Source organism: Exiguobacterium sp. RM11, assembly GCF_059821525.1.
On record NZ_CM187558.1, the window covers coordinates 1,819,582 to 1,836,163 of the forward strand.

At 46.8% G+C, this 16,582-nt stretch carries 23 protein-coding genes; 5 read left to right on the forward strand and 18 right to left on the reverse strand.

All coding sequences use genetic code 11. From position 1 onward, the window contains the following. Positions 1-162 precede the first annotated feature (162 nt). Positions 163-1,284 carry an N-acetyldiaminopimelate deacetylase gene (locus AC5LIL_RS09490; RefSeq protein ID WP_074035009.1) on the reverse strand — a complete coding sequence of 374 codons (1,122 nt, stop codon included), beginning with the start codon at positions 1,282-1,284 and terminating at the stop codon, positions 163-165. Beyond that, positions 1,281-2,159, reverse strand: a complete 879-nt coding sequence (ccpC, locus tag AC5LIL_RS09495; RefSeq protein ID WP_214785219.1) for a transcriptional regulator CcpC — start codon at positions 2,157-2,159, stop codon at positions 1,281-1,283. The genes AC5LIL_RS09490 and ccpC overlap by 4 nt, the downstream gene beginning before the upstream one ends. 108 nt (positions 2,160-2,267) lie before the next feature. On the opposite strand from ccpC, the gene AC5LIL_RS09500 reads away from it, so the two are divergent. Continuing rightward, positions 2,268-2,654, forward strand: coding sequence for a disulfide bond formation protein B (locus AC5LIL_RS09500; RefSeq protein ID WP_214748368.1), 387 nt, complete (start codon positions 2,268-2,270; stop codon positions 2,652-2,654). Positions 2,655-2,698: 44 nt separating this feature from the next. Here AC5LIL_RS09500 and nadE read toward each other — a convergent pair whose 3' ends face one another. The 8 genes from nadE to AC5LIL_RS09540 all read right to left on the reverse strand — a co-directional run bounded on the left by nadE (position 2,699) and on the right by AC5LIL_RS09540 (position 8,282). Continuing rightward, the gene (gene nadE / locus AC5LIL_RS09505; RefSeq protein WP_214748371.1) at positions 2,699-3,514 is read right to left on the reverse strand and encodes an NAD(+) synthase; all 816 of its coding nucleotides are present in this window, start codon (positions 3,512-3,514) and stop codon (positions 2,699-2,701) included. A gap of 111 nt (positions 3,515-3,625) precedes the next feature. Continuing rightward, positions 3,626-4,420 carry a BsuPI-related putative proteinase inhibitor gene (locus AC5LIL_RS09510; RefSeq protein ID WP_214785220.1) on the reverse strand — a complete coding sequence of 265 codons (795 nt, stop codon included), beginning with the start codon at positions 4,418-4,420 and terminating at the stop codon, positions 3,626-3,628. 98 nt (positions 4,421-4,518) lie between these two features. Further along, entirely contained in the window at positions 4,519-4,713 is a 195-nt protein-coding gene (locus tag AC5LIL_RS09515; protein ID WP_214695545.1) for a hypothetical protein, read from the reverse strand. Between the two features lie 245 nt (positions 4,714-4,958). Beyond that, positions 4,959-6,050 carry a virulence factor gene (locus tag AC5LIL_RS09520; protein WP_214695543.1) on the reverse strand — a complete coding sequence of 364 codons (1,092 nt, stop codon included), beginning with the start codon at positions 6,048-6,050 and terminating at the stop codon, positions 4,959-4,961. A gap of 85 nt (positions 6,051-6,135) precedes the next feature. Then, positions 6,136-6,375, reverse strand: a complete 240-nt coding sequence (locus AC5LIL_RS09525) for a hypothetical protein (RefSeq protein ID WP_074035023.1) — start codon at positions 6,373-6,375, stop codon at positions 6,136-6,138. A gap of 68 nt (positions 6,376-6,443) precedes the next feature. Next, a complete protein-coding gene (locus tag AC5LIL_RS09530; RefSeq protein WP_499823972.1) occupies positions 6,444-7,004 on the reverse strand; it encodes an NADPH-dependent FMN reductase in 561 nt (186 codons plus the stop codon). Further along, positions 6,991-7,710 (reverse strand): alpha/beta fold hydrolase, encoded by a 720-nt coding sequence (locus tag AC5LIL_RS09535; protein ID WP_499823973.1) that lies wholly within the window; start codon positions 7,708-7,710, stop codon positions 6,991-6,993. The genes AC5LIL_RS09530 and AC5LIL_RS09535 overlap by 14 nt, the downstream gene beginning before the upstream one ends. Beyond that, a complete protein-coding gene (locus AC5LIL_RS09540) occupies positions 7,707-8,282 on the reverse strand; it encodes a GNAT family N-acetyltransferase (RefSeq protein WP_499823974.1) in 576 nt (191 codons plus the stop codon). The genes AC5LIL_RS09535 and AC5LIL_RS09540 overlap by 4 nt, the downstream gene beginning before the upstream one ends. A 149-nt stretch (positions 8,283-8,431) precedes the next feature. Between AC5LIL_RS09540 and AC5LIL_RS09545 the strand changes: the two genes are divergently transcribed. Together AC5LIL_RS09545 and AC5LIL_RS09550 are read left to right on the forward strand one after the other, a co-directional pair. After that, positions 8,432-9,163, forward strand: coding sequence for a hypothetical protein (locus tag AC5LIL_RS09545; RefSeq protein WP_499823975.1), 732 nt, complete (start codon positions 8,432-8,434; stop codon positions 9,161-9,163). A gap of 273 nt (positions 9,164-9,436) precedes the next feature. Then, on the forward strand, positions 9,437-9,724 hold the full coding sequence (locus tag AC5LIL_RS09550; RefSeq protein WP_015881237.1) for a hypothetical protein: 288 nt from the start codon (positions 9,437-9,439) through the stop codon (positions 9,722-9,724). A gap of 75 nt (positions 9,725-9,799) precedes the next feature. Here AC5LIL_RS09550 and ykzS read toward each other — a convergent pair whose 3' ends face one another. The 4 genes from ykzS to AC5LIL_RS09570 are packed head-to-tail and all read right to left on the reverse strand — an operon-like array spanning position 9,800 to position 11,652. Next, positions 9,800-9,994 (reverse strand): protein YkzS, encoded by a 195-nt coding sequence (gene ykzS / locus AC5LIL_RS09555; protein ID WP_074035038.1) that lies wholly within the window; start codon positions 9,992-9,994, stop codon positions 9,800-9,802. Then, positions 9,987-10,523, reverse strand: coding sequence for a hypothetical protein (locus AC5LIL_RS09560; protein WP_499823976.1), 537 nt, complete (start codon positions 10,521-10,523; stop codon positions 9,987-9,989). Before AC5LIL_RS09560 ends, ykzS begins: the two co-directional genes overlap by 8 nt. Further along, positions 10,520-11,107, reverse strand: a complete 588-nt coding sequence (locus AC5LIL_RS09565; protein ID WP_499823978.1) for a phosphatase PAP2 family protein — start codon at positions 11,105-11,107, stop codon at positions 10,520-10,522. The genes AC5LIL_RS09560 and AC5LIL_RS09565 overlap by 4 nt, the downstream gene beginning before the upstream one ends. Continuing rightward, positions 11,107-11,652, reverse strand: a complete 546-nt coding sequence (locus AC5LIL_RS09570) for a phosphatidylglycerophosphatase A family protein (RefSeq protein ID WP_499825360.1) — start codon at positions 11,650-11,652, stop codon at positions 11,107-11,109. Before AC5LIL_RS09570 ends, AC5LIL_RS09565 begins: the two co-directional genes overlap by 1 nt. A gap of 175 nt (positions 11,653-11,827) precedes the next feature. Here AC5LIL_RS09570 and AC5LIL_RS09575 point away from each other — a divergent pair, with 175 nt between their 5' ends. Then, positions 11,828-12,337, forward strand: a complete 510-nt coding sequence (locus AC5LIL_RS09575; protein ID WP_031421499.1) for a YjcG family protein — start codon at positions 11,828-11,830, stop codon at positions 12,335-12,337. Positions 12,338-12,339: 2 nt separating this feature from the next. On the opposite strand, the gene AC5LIL_RS09580 is transcribed toward AC5LIL_RS09575, so the two are convergent. Beyond that, positions 12,340-12,528 (reverse strand): hypothetical protein, encoded by a 189-nt coding sequence (locus tag AC5LIL_RS09580; RefSeq protein WP_015881231.1) that lies wholly within the window; start codon positions 12,526-12,528, stop codon positions 12,340-12,342. Positions 12,529-12,611: 83 nt separating this feature from the next. After that, entirely contained in the window at positions 12,612-13,385 is a 774-nt protein-coding gene (gene fabI, locus AC5LIL_RS09585; RefSeq protein ID WP_214687872.1) for an enoyl-ACP reductase FabI, read from the reverse strand. A 149-nt stretch (positions 13,386-13,534) separates the two neighbouring features. On the opposite strand from fabI, the gene AC5LIL_RS09590 reads away from it, so the two are divergent. Next, positions 13,535-14,701: an FtsW/RodA/SpoVE family cell cycle protein gene (locus AC5LIL_RS09590; RefSeq protein WP_214757156.1), complete on the forward strand. Its 1,167-nt coding sequence runs from the start codon at positions 13,535-13,537 to the stop codon at positions 14,699-14,701. A 210-nt stretch (positions 14,702-14,911) separates the two neighbouring features. Here the strand turns inward: AC5LIL_RS09590 and AC5LIL_RS09595 are convergent, their stop codons facing one another. Continuing rightward, positions 14,912-15,775, reverse strand: coding sequence for an RluA family pseudouridine synthase (locus AC5LIL_RS09595; RefSeq protein WP_499823979.1), 864 nt, complete (start codon positions 15,773-15,775; stop codon positions 14,912-14,914). A gap of 3 nt (positions 15,776-15,778) precedes the next feature. Then, complete coding sequence (locus tag AC5LIL_RS09600) at positions 15,779-16,576, reverse strand: NAD kinase (RefSeq protein WP_214684572.1); 798 nt, start codon at positions 16,574-16,576, stop codon at positions 15,779-15,781. Between the last annotated feature and the right edge of the window lie 6 nt (positions 16,577-16,582).

Genomic DNA, 16,582 nt, shown 5'->3' on the forward strand with positions numbered 1-16,582 from the left:
TATATTGCGCTGTAATGTCTCAATGCTCGAGTTTGCAAAATGTTCACATTTGAGCAATCGCCACAGAATTGTCGCTTTACATTCATATTTGATTCCCTCTTTGCTCACACTTCACTCTTTTTTGGGCACACTAAAAGCGGTCTCAACAAAGACCGCTTCGTGTTATTGAATCATGACCGTTCGGAAATAGTGGTCAAACAATTCGATGGCTACTTCAATCGCTCGTTCGTCTGGATTGAGCGTCGATTGATGGAGACCTGACCCCATATCGTTCACACCTAGCCAAACCATGAATCCAGGAACTTGTTTCAGCATATATCCGAAGTCTTCCCCTGTCATGGCGGGAACACATGTCTTATACGAATATCCTACCTCTTCGACCGCTTCTTCGAACTGATAAAGATAGCGCTCATCGTTGACGACTTCGTGATAGCGATTGCCGAATTCAAGGTCAATTTGAACGTTGTACGTCATTTCAACACCGGCGATGATTTGACGAATCCGGCTTTCAAGTACAACCATCTCCTTGTCTGATAACGCGCGTACTGTCCCATCTAACTTGGCTGTATCGGCGATGATGTTCTCTTTTGTTCCCGCTGCGACTTTCCCGATGCTGACGACCGCACTTCCCATCGGATCAATGTTCCGTGACACGATGGTTTGCAGTTGCATGATGAGGGCGGCTTGGACGATAACGGCATCAATTCCTGCGTGAGGGAATGCGCCGTGCCCTCCCTTTCCATGAATCGTAATATGGAGTTCACGTGCGCTTGCGAATAATACACCTGGTCTAGAAGCTACCATCCCGACCGGATATTCAGGCGCGACATGTAATCCAAACAGCGCGTCCGGACGGAAGTGATAGAATAATTCGGATTTCGCCATCGGCTCCGCCCCGCCTGGCCCTTCTTCAGCTGGTTGGAAGAAGACGACAAGATGGTGGTTGAACGGGACTTCGACCGCCCGTTTGATCAATCCGAGTGCGATGGACATATGGACATCATGGCCACACGCATGCATCATACCTTCATGAATCGATGCAAACTCCAATCCGGTCTCCTCGGTAATCGGCAACCCATCCATGTCGGCCCGATACCCAATCGTCTTCTCCCCGACGAGACCATCCACACGTACGAAAAGACCCGTCCGCCAGTGCGTGATATGAACACGTGGCGAATCGAGCGAACGAATCAGTTGTTCGAGAGTCGCTTGCGTTTTGAATTCTTCATATCCGGCTTCCGGGATTAAATGCAGTTGTCTTCTTGCTTCGATTGCCCAATTCATGATTCAGTCTCCTTCGTAACTTCTTCAACAATGTTCCAAAATGCTTGTACTTGTGCCAATTCCAACATCGATTCTGTCGACAGCATCCATGTGTCCCGAACGAGCGGGACACCACTCGAGGACGTCAACGGAATCTTGTTCATTTCATTGACATCTTTAATGGTCGACTCCGGTAAAATGGCGAAGCCGATTCCATGTAACGCCATCTGTTTACACGTTTCAATCTGGTCGACGACGAGTGTGGTGAGCGGCGGGCTCGAAAATCGTTCCTGCCACCATTCTAATATTTCCTGGTAATATGTCGAATCGCTCTTAAACTGAATAAATGAGCGTTCGTTATTTTTTAGTTGGGAGAGGTCTGTCATTTTTAAATCGACCAAGTGTAAGGAGTCAGAGAACAGCTTCATGCGCTCCCCGCGCCAATCCGGATTCCCTCGAATGATGCCGATATGAAAATTCTCCTCAAGCATGTAACGCATCATTTCACTCGACCATCCGGTGACTAACTTGACACGGACAGACGGATATCGCTCCACGAACGTCTTTAACACTTTCGGGAGCCAATACTGACCCATGATGGAAGCGACAGCAATCTTTAACGTGCCATATACTTCTCCCGGATTTGCCGTCAGCTCGCTTCGTAACTCTTGTTCTTCACTGTACATTTTCTTGGCGAACTCGATGATCTTCTCCCCGTCTGGCGTCAAGGCAAGACCACGTGTCGAACGGACAAAGATTTTTTTTCCCCATTGATGTTCAATCGTCACGAGCCGTTGACTGAGCGCCGGTTGGGAGACGAATAACCGCTCCGCCGCTTTGCGCATATTCAATTCTTCTGCAAGGATAATCAACACTTCTACTTCCGATACTTGCATGACGTCACCTGTTTCTCTATCGTTTGAAAGATTGTATACTGAATAAGTATTTGTTTCAATGTATCATATCATGTTTATTCATCAATTTGATTGTTAGGAGGAAATCTGATGCAACGTCATCATTTCGCCTTTATCGTTGCGACCGTCGCGACGCTTGGCAGCCTTTACTTCTCTGAAGTCATGCTCTTTTTACCATGTAAACTGTGTTGGTTCCAACGTATTTTTATGTATCCACTCGCCATCTACTACTTGACGATCATGCTGACCGCCCGCGATGTGAATCGATTGTTCGTCGGAATCATGGCCGGCGCCGGCTGGTGTATCAGTCTTTATCACGTCATCCTAGAACGTATTCCGAACGGAGAAGCCTTCTGCACGAACGACTGTCTCATTCGCTGGGTGAATTACTTTGGTTTTGTTACCATCCCACTTCTCAGTTTTATCGCCTTTACATGTATTCTCATCATTCAATTTGTCCCGTTCAAAAAAGCGTAAGACATACAAAGGAGAAGCCGTCATCAAGACAGCTCCTCCTTTTCTTATTGCCACCACTCGTCGTATAGAGAAGCAGGCATGTGATGCTTATGACGTGAACGTTTGAAAATCGTCTCAATCCGCTCCGCAATCACCGGGTCGATGGATTTACCTTCTAAATAATCATCTAATTGGTCATATGTCATGCCGAGCGCCACTTCGTCAGGCAGGCCAGGACGACCGTCTTCGAGATCTGCTGTCGGCACTTTATAAATGACTCGTTCATGCGCCTCTAGTTCGTGAAGCAACGCTTTCCCTTGACGTTTGTTTAAACCAGTCAACGGTGTGAGGTCACACGCCCCGTCTCCGTGTTTCGTATAGAATCCCGTCACATATTCCGCTGCATGGTCCGTACCGACGACAAGTGCACCAAACGTTGCCGCGATGTCATATTGCGCCTTCATCCGTTCACGCGCTTTCGTGTTCCCTTTATGGAAGTCACTCAACTCAAGACCTGTCGCTTGTCGGAACGCTTCTACCGATGCGTCGACGGCAGGTTTGATATTGACGGTGAGTGACTTGTCCGGACGGATGAACTCGAGGGCGAGTTGGGCATCATCTTCATCATGTTGTTCGCCATACGGTAATCTTACCGCATAAAACGTGTAGTCCCCCGCATCTTCCGCTCGTAGTTCTTCCATGGCGAGCTGACACAGTTTCCCTGCCAAACTAGAGTCTTGTCCACCTGAAATTCCAAGGACAAGTCCTTTCGCACCGGCACGTTTCACATACGCTTTCAAGAAATCGATTCGTTGACGAATCTCCGCCTGCGGATCGATGGTCGGTTTGACATGTGTTGATTCGATAATATGTTGTTGCATGAATGACCCTCCCATAATTCTCTCATTTCGTTTTATTGTCTGATAATTCACAAACCCCGTCAACTAGCGACATACAAAAGAAAGACGGAAACAATCGTTTCCGTCTCATGATTATTGAATTTGGAATGACGTAACTTCTCCACCAATCGGTGTCAATTCGAGGAATAATTTTTGACCTTCCGCTGGTGCTTCATCGAGCAACACACCAAATGTGAAGCTTCCGCCTGTTACTTCTGCCGCACCCTGTGCATACAAGTTATGCCCGTCTGACACAGACCATTCAAACTCTACTTCTTCCGTGAAGCCACTGACTTGAATCATCGTATCATTCAAATCAATTTTTACGTCACGGAACGCACCGTCTGTTTGCGGTTCAGATGCAGGTGTTTCTTCTGGCGTTTCTGTTGTGTCCTCTTCTGGCTCTTCTGCTACTCGTTCAACAGTGAAAGACGTCTCATCCGTCACGGCGATCTCCGGTGCCCCATCGACTTGGCCGAGCCCGATCACTTCGACTGAGTATTCACCGGCTGCCAATTCTAACGGGAAGACTTCATCGAATACTTTTTGCGAGTCTGCTTCCCACGTCTCTTCGATAATCGATTCCGTGAACATATATTCGCTACCATAGTCAAACACAGTTTCGTCACCTTGTTTGATGATCAATTGGAAACGTTGTGATGAGTTGAACGTCACCTTCGCCGCCTCTTCATTCGGATTCGTCATCTTGACAGTTGCTGATAATGTATTAGCTGACGCGTCATATGCCATTTCCGTGTCAAGTGTTAATGGAGCTGGTGGTTCAGACGAATCGCTATTCACTTGACTCGGTTTCGCCTCTTCTTTTCCACATCCTGCTACGACTAGTATGATTGCCGTCACGACGGCGAGTAACCAAGTTTTTTTCATGGATCCCACTCTCCTCAACAAAATAAAAAACGTCTATAGCACTAGTGTATACAAAGTGCAGACGTTTGTAATGATTTCCCTTATATTATTTACCTTTTTTACGAAACTTTAGCTTGTTCCATGTACTGTTGCCAACCGGTCATGAACAACGAATCAGCGATATCGAGATCAGACCGGACTTGAGCCGAAATGGAGAACGTCTCACTATGCATTGATTCAAACGTGACGACCATCGTCTCTCCTACCACTTCTTTATAAGCTACAAGTTCAGGCGTTTCTGCAAACAACATCATAATTATGGCTCCTTTGTTCATCTGTGATAAACCTAGTGTACCAATCTAAAACCAAGATTTAGGTCCTATCGTTCGACAGGGGAACAGTGACATTTTACCTATTGTCGAAACGCTTACATCAAATGTTAGTCAAATGGTGAAATGTGCATTTAAGAGATCGAAAAAGAGAGGAAATCCGCCTTGCAGACACCTCTCCTTTCCTGAAAATGTAAATGAAATTGATTCATCACATGTCGAACGAAACATCATTTCGTGCGGTTTGAAATTTGTTGCCATACGGTTCCGAGAGCCGTTTCTCCGCTTGTGATCCGTTCTTTTGCGAGTCGTGCCTGTAACGAAACTTCAAATTCACGGTCTTGTTCGGCAACTGTTAAAGCCGGAACAGCGCGTTCGTCTCCACAATCGAATAAGAAACGAGCCGCACGCCAACGAACGAGTTTATTCTTGTCTTTCAGCGCTTCAATCATCGAAGGTTGAGATTGAGGTAACGCCCAATCTGAGACCGTATCCCCGGCCGTACGTCGCACGATTGGAGATGCATCTACGAGTGCTTGTTCAATATATGTGACATATTCCTCACGACGTTCTTCAAACATCCCGATCATGACGACAGCTTGTCGGCGAATCGCCATCACGGAATCTTCGAGTGCACGGCGGAAATACACCATATTTTCGTCTTGAATGTCCAATTCGTCCAAGAAAGCCATCCGGTCTTTCCAATTGTCAGATTGCAAGTGGTTCGCATTTGCTTCAAAATCAGCCTCGCGCCCAAACGCTCGAGCAACGATGCGCTCCACTCGTTCTTGTGGATACGCAGCTTCTAACTCTTCTTGAGCGACGACACTGACCTCATCCAGTTCACCATAGCGTGGGGCTTGCTCCACCCAACGGCGGTCTTGAATGACATTCTTCACTTGTGCTTGAACTTCCATGGCCGCGTCGACAAATCGTTTCGACAGCCCGATCCGTTTTTCCTCGTCACCTTTGACGAGTTTCAACTGCATCGGGACATCGAGCACGAACTGGACGGATACATGGACCGGTTCATAGTCTGTATCCATCTGTGCAGATTCGACTTCCTCGACTTGTTCCCCGAACGCCCGTCGGATTTCATTCATCACGTCATGCCAGTCATGTTTTGGATGACGCTCGACAGCGAGAAAATCAGATACCGCATATACCGATTTGACGCCTCGAAGCCCAACGATTTCTTGAATAATGGCTGGGGCATCCGTACTCGCTTTGTCATATGTGGTGCCTCTCCCTTCAAACGGAGGGTCCACAATGATTTTCAAGTTATTCGGACTTGGTGTCGGTTCAATTGCTACTAGTTTCATCCTCATCACCTCACTCTCAATCGTGACGAAAATGACAAAAAAACGCAAGCGAGTCGCTTGCGTTCGAATCACCTATCTATTTTATTTAGAACAACGCAATAAACTGCTGGAGTGAATACGTCGTACCATCCACAGTAAACGTGTCGTCCTCTGAAATCGGTTCAAGGAAGAAACGTTTTTCACCATTCTCTTTTACGTAACCAAAAATATGATTGGATTGATAAAACAATTCAACAATCGTCATCCGTCCAAACGTCATTCCATCATTCATTACCGCTCGATCACCTAATTCGCCGCCATTGTACAGTTCGATGTAAGTTTCCATTTTGGTGTCGCTCCTCTTGTGTTTGTTTTCACAATTCCTTTCTATCAAACAAAAAGAGCGACTTCAAGTTAATTTTTTGCGTTACGCTTCCAAAATTCAATCCATTTACGATACTCCAATAATGTTTTATTGATTTGATGAATCGATTTTTCATCATGTAATCCAGTATTATCAATCTTCTCTTTACAATGTGTAATGAAAATTTCATTTCCCGGTAAAACATTTGCACGATTTGTGGCAAATACTTGTCGGAGATGAATTTGACATCTGGCCGTTCCGAGGATGCCTGGTGAGGCACCAGCAATCATGACCGGTTTATCTCGAAGCGGCGTCCCCGGCTCGAGCGATAACCAGTCGATCGCATTCTTTAAGACGCCAGGGATGCTATGGTTATACTCTGGCGTGACAATCAATAATCCATCGGCTTCTCGAACGGCCTGCTTCAAAGCGGCCACATTTTCCGGTTCATCCGGATCAATCAAATCATCGTTGAACAGCGGGAGCTCAATGGAGACGATTTCAATATCAAAATCATCTTTAGCAAGTTCAATAATTGAATGTAAAAGAGCGGTATTAAATGATTTCTTTCGAAGACTCCCTGACATGGCGATTAATTTATATTTTTCCATGCTCTACCTCCTGAATCCACTGATTCACGATTTCTGCTTCTTCTTCAGGACCTTCCATCATCCCCATGTGACTGTATGGGACAATCACTTTCCTATGACTCTCAGCACCTAAAAATGCCCGTGTCTCGTCCATATTCGGATCTTTCTCCCCATAAATGAATAAACCAGGGAGTTCGGTCACCTGAACAGTATCAACTTCGTCTTCACGGTCACGAATCGCTCGTTGTGCGTTTACAACCCCTTCAACCGACATCTCGTATCCAATCTCGATTGCTTGTTCGATGAGTGCAGGATTTGACTCCTTCGAAAAGACATTCGGGATCATCCCGTCGATAAACGGCTTCACCCCTTCTTCAATGACCTTGTTGATTGCCCCGTTCCGTTTTTCTTTTGCTTCTTCTGAATCAGAGGCAGCGGTCGAATGCATCAACCCAAAGCCGGATAGTTTTTCAGGATATCGACGAACGAGGTTGGTCGTCACATATCCTCCAAACGAATGTCCGATAACAAGTGGTTGTTCAAGGTTTCGGAGTCGAATCTCTTCCATGACCCAATCTGCGAACTGGTCCATCGTTTCTGGTCCGACTTCCGTTCCTGCATGACCCGGAAGTGTGAATGCATGAACCTCGGCATTCAATAACGGTTCTAGCTGTTCAAAATATGTGGGCGAACCGCACAATCCATGTAACAATACGAGTGCTTTCATATCATCGAGTGCTCCTTTTCTTCCCATTCTGTTTTAAGTAGCCGATACATCGTCAAATCCATGAATCGACCATGGCTATATGCATAATCATGTAAGAGACCTTCTTCTATAAATCCGAGTTTTTGTACAAGGCGATTCGATCCTTCATTCCCTGGTGCCACCAAGGCGGAGATTCGGTGAAACTTGAACTCTTCGAATCCGTGTCGGATGACGGCAGTTGCCGCTTCAAATGCCACCCCTTGTCTCCAATAATGGGGCGAGACTTCAAATCCGATTTCAGCCCGGTAATATTGGGGCGTCCAATTATGAAAACCGATTGTGCCGATCAACTCGTTTGTCAATCGATCGCAGATAGCCCAACGAATCGCTTTGCCTTGTTGGAACTGGTCTTTGAAATAGGCGATGACATTTTTCGCCTCATAAACAGCAAGCAACGGGTCCGACCCATAATAACGCATCACTTCTTCAGTGGATAAAATGGTATAAAGTGCTCTAGCATCACGCGGTTCTAGCTCTCGCAGGATAAACCGGGGCGTAGCGAGCTCAGGAAAACTACGTTTCAATCCCCACATGTGGAACCCGCCTTTCCTATTCGTTTCCTCAAGTATACTTCTATTTTCCCAAATGTATCGAACTCAACCCTCTCGAACCGTCTCAAGATAGCGGAAATCATGTGTTTTTGCTACTATAAGTGTAGTATGTCAAACTGAGGGGATACCATATGTCAAAACAACTCTTTTATTTAAAACAAGACCGAGATGTCCAGCGCTTTACGTTACATGGCGTGACATTGGTCGACATTACAGAGGCCCTTTCCGTCACGAGACCGATGATCATTTGTCGAACCGATATCAAAGGAATGAGGCAATCTTCTAGGTCGCGTTTCCGATATATCGAAGCGCATGAGCTCTCTTCATTCTCGTCTAAGTATTTAAATAACCAAACGACATTCACTGCAATCGATTTCCCGGACTACAATACGCTTGAGACGCTGTCGGATCACGAAATCGCAGAGATCCTATTTTTAAGTCATATGGAGCGCGGGATGAAGAAGCCGTTTCTGGATTCAATTGATAATGAGATTGCGTTCTTCAATGAAGCGAACGACCGTCACAGCAGTCTCTACATCCGTGATTGGTCGACGATCAATCGTTTCGTTCAAAACATGTTGCAAAGCAAACTGGACCGAGACATCCGAAACATTAGCTTCGTGCCGATTCCGCTCCCTGTCATCGATGAATTGCTCGATTTGGCACCTCAAGGGCTCATCATCGATTTTGATCACACGAAACGAAGTCTATTCAATCGTCAAATCGTAATCTCCTTCTATGTGGCCGGTCGCTATGAAGACATGTCCGTCCTCGAAGAAGACTTTGATGCCAAAAAGGAATCAATCGCGCTGAAAGGTCAGCTATTGTATCGCCGTCGCACGTGGCACATTGAACGGTTATAAGGTCATGGATGTAAGAAATGCAATCGAACCTCTGAAAACGAGGTTCTTTTTTGTTATTTTCAGACCAATTGTTTAAAGACAAATCCCTTTATGAACGGGTGTGAACGCTATTCTTAAAAATTGATAACAAATTGTCTTAATTTTTTGTTAAATTAACACTTTTCTTTTTCGGACGAGGCGTTATACTAGGAATAACCTTCTGGAGGAATGGAAGGCAATATAGAGAAAGCGAGGTGAAAATCTATTCATCACGCGGATGGATAGATACACGAAATGGAACAACTGAAAGTACAAGGAGTCTCTTCGTTCACCAAGTTTGCGACGAATGGAAAAATGCTGAAACTTAAAGATGCTCACGCAGGGGAACAACGCATTTCACTTCAGGATGCGACTGACATTCAAGTCTCTCTGCTCGACGAGGACCATTCGCGCTTCACTATATTTGGTCATGCCCACCCACTTGTGGAACTGACCCTTCCTCACAACTCTTGTGAAGTCCTCTATGCATGGTTACTCCACAAGATGAAACGACAAAAAATCAAACTCGCTTCGAACGCGTAAAAAAATGAGGTCTTGTCTCCATGTGGGAGAAAGACCTCATTTTTATATTAAGTGAAGAAAAAGTCGTACGCTATTTTATGATGAGGTCGGTGCAACTGGATTGCGGCGATAAATTGTGATTCCGCCATGCTTGGCTTCACCTACAACTTGGAAGAGCCAGCCTTTCTCAATCAAAATCGTACGAGCGTTCAAAAAATCTTCTCGGGGCACTTGGACTTCATCTATTTCTTTATCGAGTAATTGCTGAAACGTCATTTCCCAATCAGTCATGTCCATTCTCCTTACGTGCGTCTTCTTCTCGAATCCATTCGAATAAACGATAACCCGACTTCAATCGATCTGTTGCATCCCATAACTCGGTCGGGACGACGTGACCGGAATCGATAGTCTCATCTCCTGCAAAGACGACACGTTCATTCGTCATCTTTTCAAGATAGTCGAGCGCAAACGATAAGATTGACGTCTCCGAGACGTGCCCACTTCCCTGCAAGGCAAAATCGTATGACTCGTCTCGTTGATTATTCACGAGTAACGTTCGTCCCCCGTCAAGTAACGCCATCGGAGGGACGGCATCAACGTGGAAAACTTCATACGAGCGATACGTTTCCTCATCATAAGCTAATAAAGGAACGAATTGACGTTGACTCGTCCATTTTTTTAATTGGAATAAAATCTTCATGGAAGTGAACCACGTGGCCCCCTCCATTTTCTTCTCTACTAAAATCGTAGGGACCGACGCTTCATCCGCTTCTTTCTTTTGAACAAATAACCACTTCTCTACATCTACAATGACGATCAAACCGTTTTCCTCCTTATAATCCATTCAGATAAGGCGATCATAGTCAACGCGACGAGCCAGCCTCCAATCACATCACTAAAGTAATGGACGTTCAAGACGACTCGACTGAGCGACACCGCAAGGACGAGGCATAATAGTACGAAGATGGCGAATGGTGACTGCCTCTTTCGGTATAGCACATAAGCCGTCAATCCATATAACGCAAGTGACCCAGATGCATGTCCACTCGGAAAGCTATATGTCGTCGCATCGAGGGACGCGTCAATAAGCGGACGGTCAATCCCGTAAACAAGCTTTAGCACTTGTGTGAAAAGAAGTGTCCCAATCCCAACGAGCGCGAGTCGCCAAGCTTCGACGCGGTCACCGCGCCAAAACCAAAATAATGAACCTAGAATTGAGAGCCCGACTATGACTTGAGCGCTCCCTAATTCTGTGACGTATGCAAATACACGATCGGGTAACGGCTGTAACAACTCATACACGAACGTATTCATAGGGCCAACTGCTCCCAAAACGACAAACACCGACACAATCACATAAGCAATCGTCCCGGTGATGACCACCTGCATCGGTGTCAACTTCATCAATACAACCCTTTACGTTCACGCATCTCTTCTTCACCGAAGTCGACCATGTCGCGAAGACGGTGTGCCAGCCGCCCAGACGCGTTCGCTGCAATCGCGCCGACGAGGTCGTCCATGAACGTATGCACTTGACCGTCATCCATTTTCGTATCGAGCTGTTTGATAATGCCGATCTTAGCCTTGTCTAAGTACCCGAACGTTGTTACGGCAATCGAACCATATGTGTTCACGGCACCAATTGCGATCGTTTCATCAACTCCAAATAAGCCTTCGTCAGATGCGATGATAGACAAAAGCGGTTCAGACAGTTGACCCTTCTCCGCCAACATATCGAGCTCCGATCCGACGAGAATAGCATGTTGCAATTCACGTTTTTCGAGAACCGCCTCGACGGAATCCTTACAATCTTTTAGCGAAAGATGCGGCGAATAAGGGGCCTGCATCTGGTAGACGATTTCGGCAATCGATTCAATCGTGACGCCGCGCTCGAGTAAGCGAGCACGAGCTGCTTCTCGAACGTCACGTGAGTGTGGTAAGTGTTTCATAATTGGCGCAGGATCGAAATCCCGCTTCACATCCCTTCGTTCAGAGAGTCATCATCTCTCTAGTTAATATAACCATTATACTGAAAAATCGAAAAAAGACGAACCCTGCTTTGACTTCCCTCATTAAATCGGTCATCATAAACATGTAGGTTAAACGATTAAAGGGGGAAGAGGAATGAAGATTGGGGTAGTCTTATTTCCGTCTAAACAAGTGCAAGATTTTGCGAACTCTTATCGAAAACGGTATGACACAAAATATGCGTTGATTTCACCTCACGTGACCATCAAGGAACGGACTGAGGTGTCCGAAGAAGACTTGCCAAAAGTACTGGAGTACTTGCAACAAGTTGCGGATTCGACTAAACCGATTCAGTTAAAAGTCGATGGCGTTCGGTCTTTCGCACCAACGAACAATGTCTTGTACTTAAAAGTGTTGCCGACACGTGATCTGTCGACTCTTCAGCAACGATTGCATGAAGATGTGCTCAGCCAAGCACCGAAATATGAATTCTTGCCGCACATCACGATTGGTCAAGATTTGACCGATGCCGAGCTGTTCGACGTCCTCGAACGTATGCGTATGGAGCAGGTTCATTTCGAAGAGACGATCACTCGGATGGCCGTCATGTATGAACTCGAAAATGAAACATGGAACGTCTATGAGACGTTCCGTTTCCGAGGCTAACCTTATATGCTCCGGTCGACATAGCGACCGGGGTTTTTTTCTTGCTCTTCTTCAAGCCATTCTTCACGTCGAGGTCGGATTCGTTGGACACGTTTGATTCGTGTCACCGGTTCGATGCTCGCTCGACCTGATGGCTGGACTTGTCGGTTGACGTATTGTACGACAGTAAAATCAATCTGATAAGGACCCATGATCTGACCTCCTTCATAGGTCCTTACCCGATTTATTCACGAGGTAATACAAAAATGGCGCATCACTGCGCCATTCCCCAAACTTATAAAATATGGTATCCGCTATCTACATGAATGACTTCTCCGGTCACGCCGCTTCCCATTCCCGAGAGGAGGAAGAGACCTGTCGAAGCCACTTCTTCTGCCGAAACATTTCGACGCAACGGCGCCTTCTGTTCAAGTTCAGAAAGAATACTGTTGAAATCGCCGACCCCTTTGGCTGACAATGTACGAATCGGACCAGCTGAAATGGCGTTGACACGCACACCGTGGGGACCGTATTCGTTCGCCAAATACTTGACGCTCGAATCAAGGGCCGCTTTGGCGACACCCATCAAGTTGTAGTTCGGAACAACACGCTCGCCGCCGAGGTACGTGAGCGTGATGACGGAGGCGTCTTGTGCGAAGTAAGGCTTCGCCGCTTTCACGACTGCCGTCAAACTATATGCTGAGATGTCTAACGCCTGTGCGAACTGACCACGTGTCATTTCTGAGAATTCACCGCGCAATGCTTCTTTGTCAGCAAACGCGATCGAATGCGCGATTCCTTGAATCTCGCCCGCTTGTTCGTGAATCGAACAGAATGTTGAATCAATTGCTTCGTCATTCGTCACATCACACTCAAGTAGGATCGCTTCTTGCTTCAACTCACTTGCGAGTGACTCGAGACCTGATTTGAATCGTTCTGCCGCATACGTTAACACGAGCTTCGCCCCTGCCTCATCAAGCGATTTGGCAATGGCCCATGCAATCGAGCGCTTGTTGGCAATCCCCATGACGACGTACGTTTTATTCGTTAATGTTGGAAAAATTGACATCATAAACTCCCCTTTTTAGTACCTGGTGATAATATCTGTTATCAGATTACAGAAAGGTTTCTGTTTTGTCAACCGACTCGTTACGTATTGCGATTTTTTTAAGTTGCGGTAAGATAAAATACGTATAGAAAGGGTGATTCGACTTCATTATGAACCGTATACAATCATATTTTAAAAGTTTAGATACGACACTGTTGACCATCGTCTTCCTATTGATGATCATCAGTCTCGGTGCAATCTATACCGCTCAACCGATGTTGCCAACGCGACTTCAACATATCAACTTCGCTCTTGAACAAGGCATTCGTTATGTCATCGGCTTTTTTGCGATGTTCGCAATCATGACGATCGAATATGAGCAACTCCGGAAAATCCATTGGTACTTATACGCATTCGGTCTACTTCTGCTCGTCGGTCTGATTCCGCTTCGTGACACGTCGCTCGTACCGAACATCAATGGGGCATATGGATGGTATAACGTACCTGGATTCAGTTTCCAGCCGGCCGAATTCATGAAGCTCTTTTTATTGATTTCCATGTCGACTATCGTCTACGAGCACAATAAACGTTATGGCTCGTCACAACTCGATACGTGGCTCCTCGTGAAACTGGTATTAGTGGCCATCCCGCCGCTCGGTCTGATTGTGACACAACCGGACTTAGGGACCGGGCTCGTCTTGATGACGATGCTCGGCGCCATCATCATCGTCTCGGGAATCGGTTGGAAGTGGCTTCTCGGTCTCTTCAGCGCCGCGGCTTTGACCATCGGCACGTTCATGTATCTGTTCTTTGCCCATTTCGAAGTCTTGCAAGCATTCGTACCTGGACACGCCCTCAACCGCTTCCAGGCCTGGATATATCCATACGAATATTCAGATGACTTGGCATTCCAATTGATCAAATCGCTACAGGCGATCGGTTCTGGACAGATGTTCGGAGTGGGATACGGCCAGGGCCTCGTCTATTTACCGGAATCTCACACGGACTTCATTTTTGCTGTTATCGCAGAACACTATGGGTTCATCGGCGCAGCTCTCGTGATCATCGTCTTCTTCCTATTCCTCTATCGGATGATTCACATTGCATTAGAGTCTAGTAGCGCGTTCGGAAGTTATATCGTCACCGGCGTTATCGCCATGTTCACGTTCCAGGTGTTCCAAAACATCGGTATGACGATTGGTGTCTTGCCAATCACTGGACTCACCCTTCCGTTCATCAGTTACGGGGGGACAGGGATTATCATGAACATGATTGCCATCGGTCTCGTCATGAACGTTGCCTCTAAATCAAAAACCTATATGTTTGATGATGATTGACAAAAGAGGCTGGGACATAACCCAGAAATTTTATAAGAAAGAGGTCCCCGTGAGCGACTCGTTCGCGCACAGGGGCCTCTTGTCATTTTATGGGTTCGTGCATTTCGGACTAAACAGAAAAGAAGGGGTCCGGCCACCGAAAATCGGTGACCGGACCCCTCTTTTTATCAAAAGTCTTTAAAACCAGCTAGTTATGTCCTAGCCTCTTCTTTATACAGTTCGAAAATCTTCCGGAATTGGCGCCTCAATCTGAATCTCATCCCCTGTCATCGGATGAATGAATCGCGCAGACGCGCTGTGAAGGGCGTGACGGGGCATACGAGCCGTCCCCCCATACATGGAGTCCCCGATGAGCGGATGACCGATATGGCGCAAATGCACACGAATCTGATGGGTCCGTCCCGTCTCGAGTCGAATCGTCAATAACGAGCCGCTCCCGAACGGCTGACATGCGAGGATGTGCGTGATGGCGCGTTGTCCCTCAGTTGTCACGACTCGTTCCATAATCGAGTTCTCGGCACGCCCGATCGGTGCATCAATCGTTTGAGGCGTCACTTCTTCTTCGACCAATGCCTTGTACGTACGCATCAATCCATTCGCTTTCTGAAGTTCGCTAAATCGATGATGGATAAATCCATACTTTGCAAATAAGACGACACCGCTCGTATCGCGATCGAGTCGATTGATCACATGAATCGCAGATGACAGACCGATACGTTGATAATAGCCGATTACAGCGTTTGCAAGTGTATCGGTCGGATGTAGTCGTGATGGGATCGTAGCAATCCCTGCCGGTTTATCGACCGCCAATAGCGTATCGTCTTCATACAGAATTCGAATCGGTCTTTCCGAAGCGACCATGTCGAGTGATGGGGATTCGGGCGGGAATCGCACGATCACTTCATCTCCTGGTTCGAGTTCATGCCTTACGGTGCGGTGCATGCCATTCACTTCAATATCGCCTTCATGCTTCACGAGCGTGAGCATCTTTCGAGAAATGCCCATATCTTGCATTAAAAAGTCGCGAAGTGGGATGGCTTTCTCCACAACGCGACGAATCGTAAACCCTTGCATTCGTTACTTTCCTTCCTCGATGAACGATTCGCGAACTCGGCGCCAGAATGGGAAGGGCCGGAAACGAGCGAACGTCACTTTTTCTTTTGCGACCGCGCATCGAATCGAGACGACATCCGACCAGGACAACGCTTCCTGATGGTCAAACGCCAATTCGAATTCGGTTTTCGTGTGCGGCTTGATTTTCACTTGATGGTGTTTTGGTAAGAGAAGCGGTGCGCCGATCGTTCGATACACTAGGTTGTTGATCGAAGCCATCTCGGTCACTTGAATGGCTTCGATCGATGGGTGAACGATCGCTCCACCGAGTGCCTTGTTATAGGCGGTCGAACCCGATGGTGTCGAAATACATAACCCATCTCCACGGAACGTTTCAAAGTAATCGTCTCGAATCGATAAATCACAGACGAGCGTTCGCTTGTAGTTCTTAATCGTACAGTCATTCATCGCCAATCGACGATCGGTCTCTCCGTTCTCATAGTCAATGAGCACTTCGACGAGCGGATAGGAGACCGGCTCGAACGATTCGCTTGTGATCATCTCGGTCAATTCATCCAACTCATCCGGTTGCCAATCGGCATAAAAGCCGAGATGCCCGGTATGAATCCCGACAAGTAGCGTTTCATCGAGTCGGTCGATGTATTTATGAAACGCCTGTAACATCGTCCCGTCCCCTCCGACCGATACTACGATTCGGGGCTGTTCAGATAATGTATGCCCGGCGGCTTGAAGTTTTTGAGTCAGTTCCTCGGCGATCTCCGCTGATCGCGTATCTCCCCTCGATACAATCGCAAACTGCATATCGGT

Bases quoted from the DNA above. Each gene is read 5' to 3' on its own strand.
- AC5LIL_RS09490 (WP_074035009.1), bottom strand. From the start codon at position 1,284: ATGAATTGGGCAATCGAAGCAAGAAGACAACTGCATTTAATCCCGGAA.
- ccpC (WP_214785219.1), bottom strand. From the start codon at position 2,159: ATGCAAGTATCGGAAGTAGAAGTGTTGATTATCCTTGCAGAAGAATTG.
- AC5LIL_RS09500 (WP_214748368.1), top strand. From the start codon at position 2,268: ATGCAACGTCATCATTTCGCCTTTATCGTTGCGACCGTCGCGACGCTT.
- nadE (WP_214748371.1), bottom strand. From the start codon at position 3,514: ATGCAACAACATATTATCGAATCAACACATGTCAAACCGACCATCGAT.
- AC5LIL_RS09510 (WP_214785220.1), bottom strand. From the start codon at position 4,420: ATGAAAAAAACTTGGTTACTCGCCGTCGTGACGGCAATCATACTAGTC.
- AC5LIL_RS09515 (WP_214695545.1), bottom strand. From the start codon at position 4,713: ATGATGTTGTTTGCAGAAACGCCTGAACTTGTAGCTTATAAAGAAGTG.
- AC5LIL_RS09520 (WP_214695543.1), bottom strand. From the start codon at position 6,050: ATGAAACTAGTAGCAATTGAACCGACACCAAGTCCGAATAACTTGAAA.
- AC5LIL_RS09525 (WP_074035023.1), bottom strand. From the start codon at position 6,375: ATGGAAACTTACATCGAACTGTACAATGGCGGCGAATTAGGTGATCGA.
- AC5LIL_RS09530 (WP_499823972.1), bottom strand. From the start codon at position 7,004: ATGGAAAAATATAAATTAATCGCCATGTCAGGGAGTCTTCGAAAGAAA.
- AC5LIL_RS09535 (WP_499823973.1), bottom strand. From the start codon at position 7,710: ATGAAAGCACTCGTATTGTTACATGGATTGTGCGGTTCGCCCACATAT.
- AC5LIL_RS09540 (WP_499823974.1), bottom strand. From the start codon at position 8,282: ATGTGGGGATTGAAACGTAGTTTTCCTGAGCTCGCTACGCCCCGGTTT.
- AC5LIL_RS09545 (WP_499823975.1), top strand. From the start codon at position 8,432: ATGTCAAAACAACTCTTTTATTTAAAACAAGACCGAGATGTCCAGCGC.
- AC5LIL_RS09550 (WP_015881237.1), top strand. From the start codon at position 9,437: ATGGAACAACTGAAAGTACAAGGAGTCTCTTCGTTCACCAAGTTTGCG.
- ykzS (WP_074035038.1), bottom strand. From the start codon at position 9,994: ATGACTGATTGGGAAATGACGTTTCAGCAATTACTCGATAAAGAAATA.
- AC5LIL_RS09565 (WP_499823978.1), bottom strand. From the start codon at position 11,107: ATGAAGTTGACACCGATGCAGGTGGTCATCACCGGGACGATTGCTTAT.
- AC5LIL_RS09570 (WP_499825360.1), bottom strand. From the start codon at position 11,652: ATGAAACACTTACCACACTCACGTGACGTTCGAGAAGCAGCTCGTGCT.
- AC5LIL_RS09575 (WP_031421499.1), top strand. From the start codon at position 11,828: ATGAAGATTGGGGTAGTCTTATTTCCGTCTAAACAAGTGCAAGATTTT.
- AC5LIL_RS09580 (WP_015881231.1), bottom strand. From the start codon at position 12,528: ATGGGTCCTTATCAGATTGATTTTACTGTCGTACAATACGTCAACCGA.
- fabI (WP_214687872.1), bottom strand. From the start codon at position 13,385: ATGTCAATTTTTCCAACATTAACGAATAAAACGTACGTCGTCATGGGG.
- AC5LIL_RS09590 (WP_214757156.1), top strand. From the start codon at position 13,535: ATGAACCGTATACAATCATATTTTAAAAGTTTAGATACGACACTGTTG.
- AC5LIL_RS09595 (WP_499823979.1), bottom strand. From the start codon at position 15,775: ATGCAAGGGTTTACGATTCGTCGCGTTGTGGAGAAAGCCATCCCACTT.
- AC5LIL_RS09600 (WP_214684572.1), bottom strand. From the start codon at position 16,576: ATGCAGTTTGCGATTGTATCGAGGGGAGATACGCGATCAGCGGAGATC.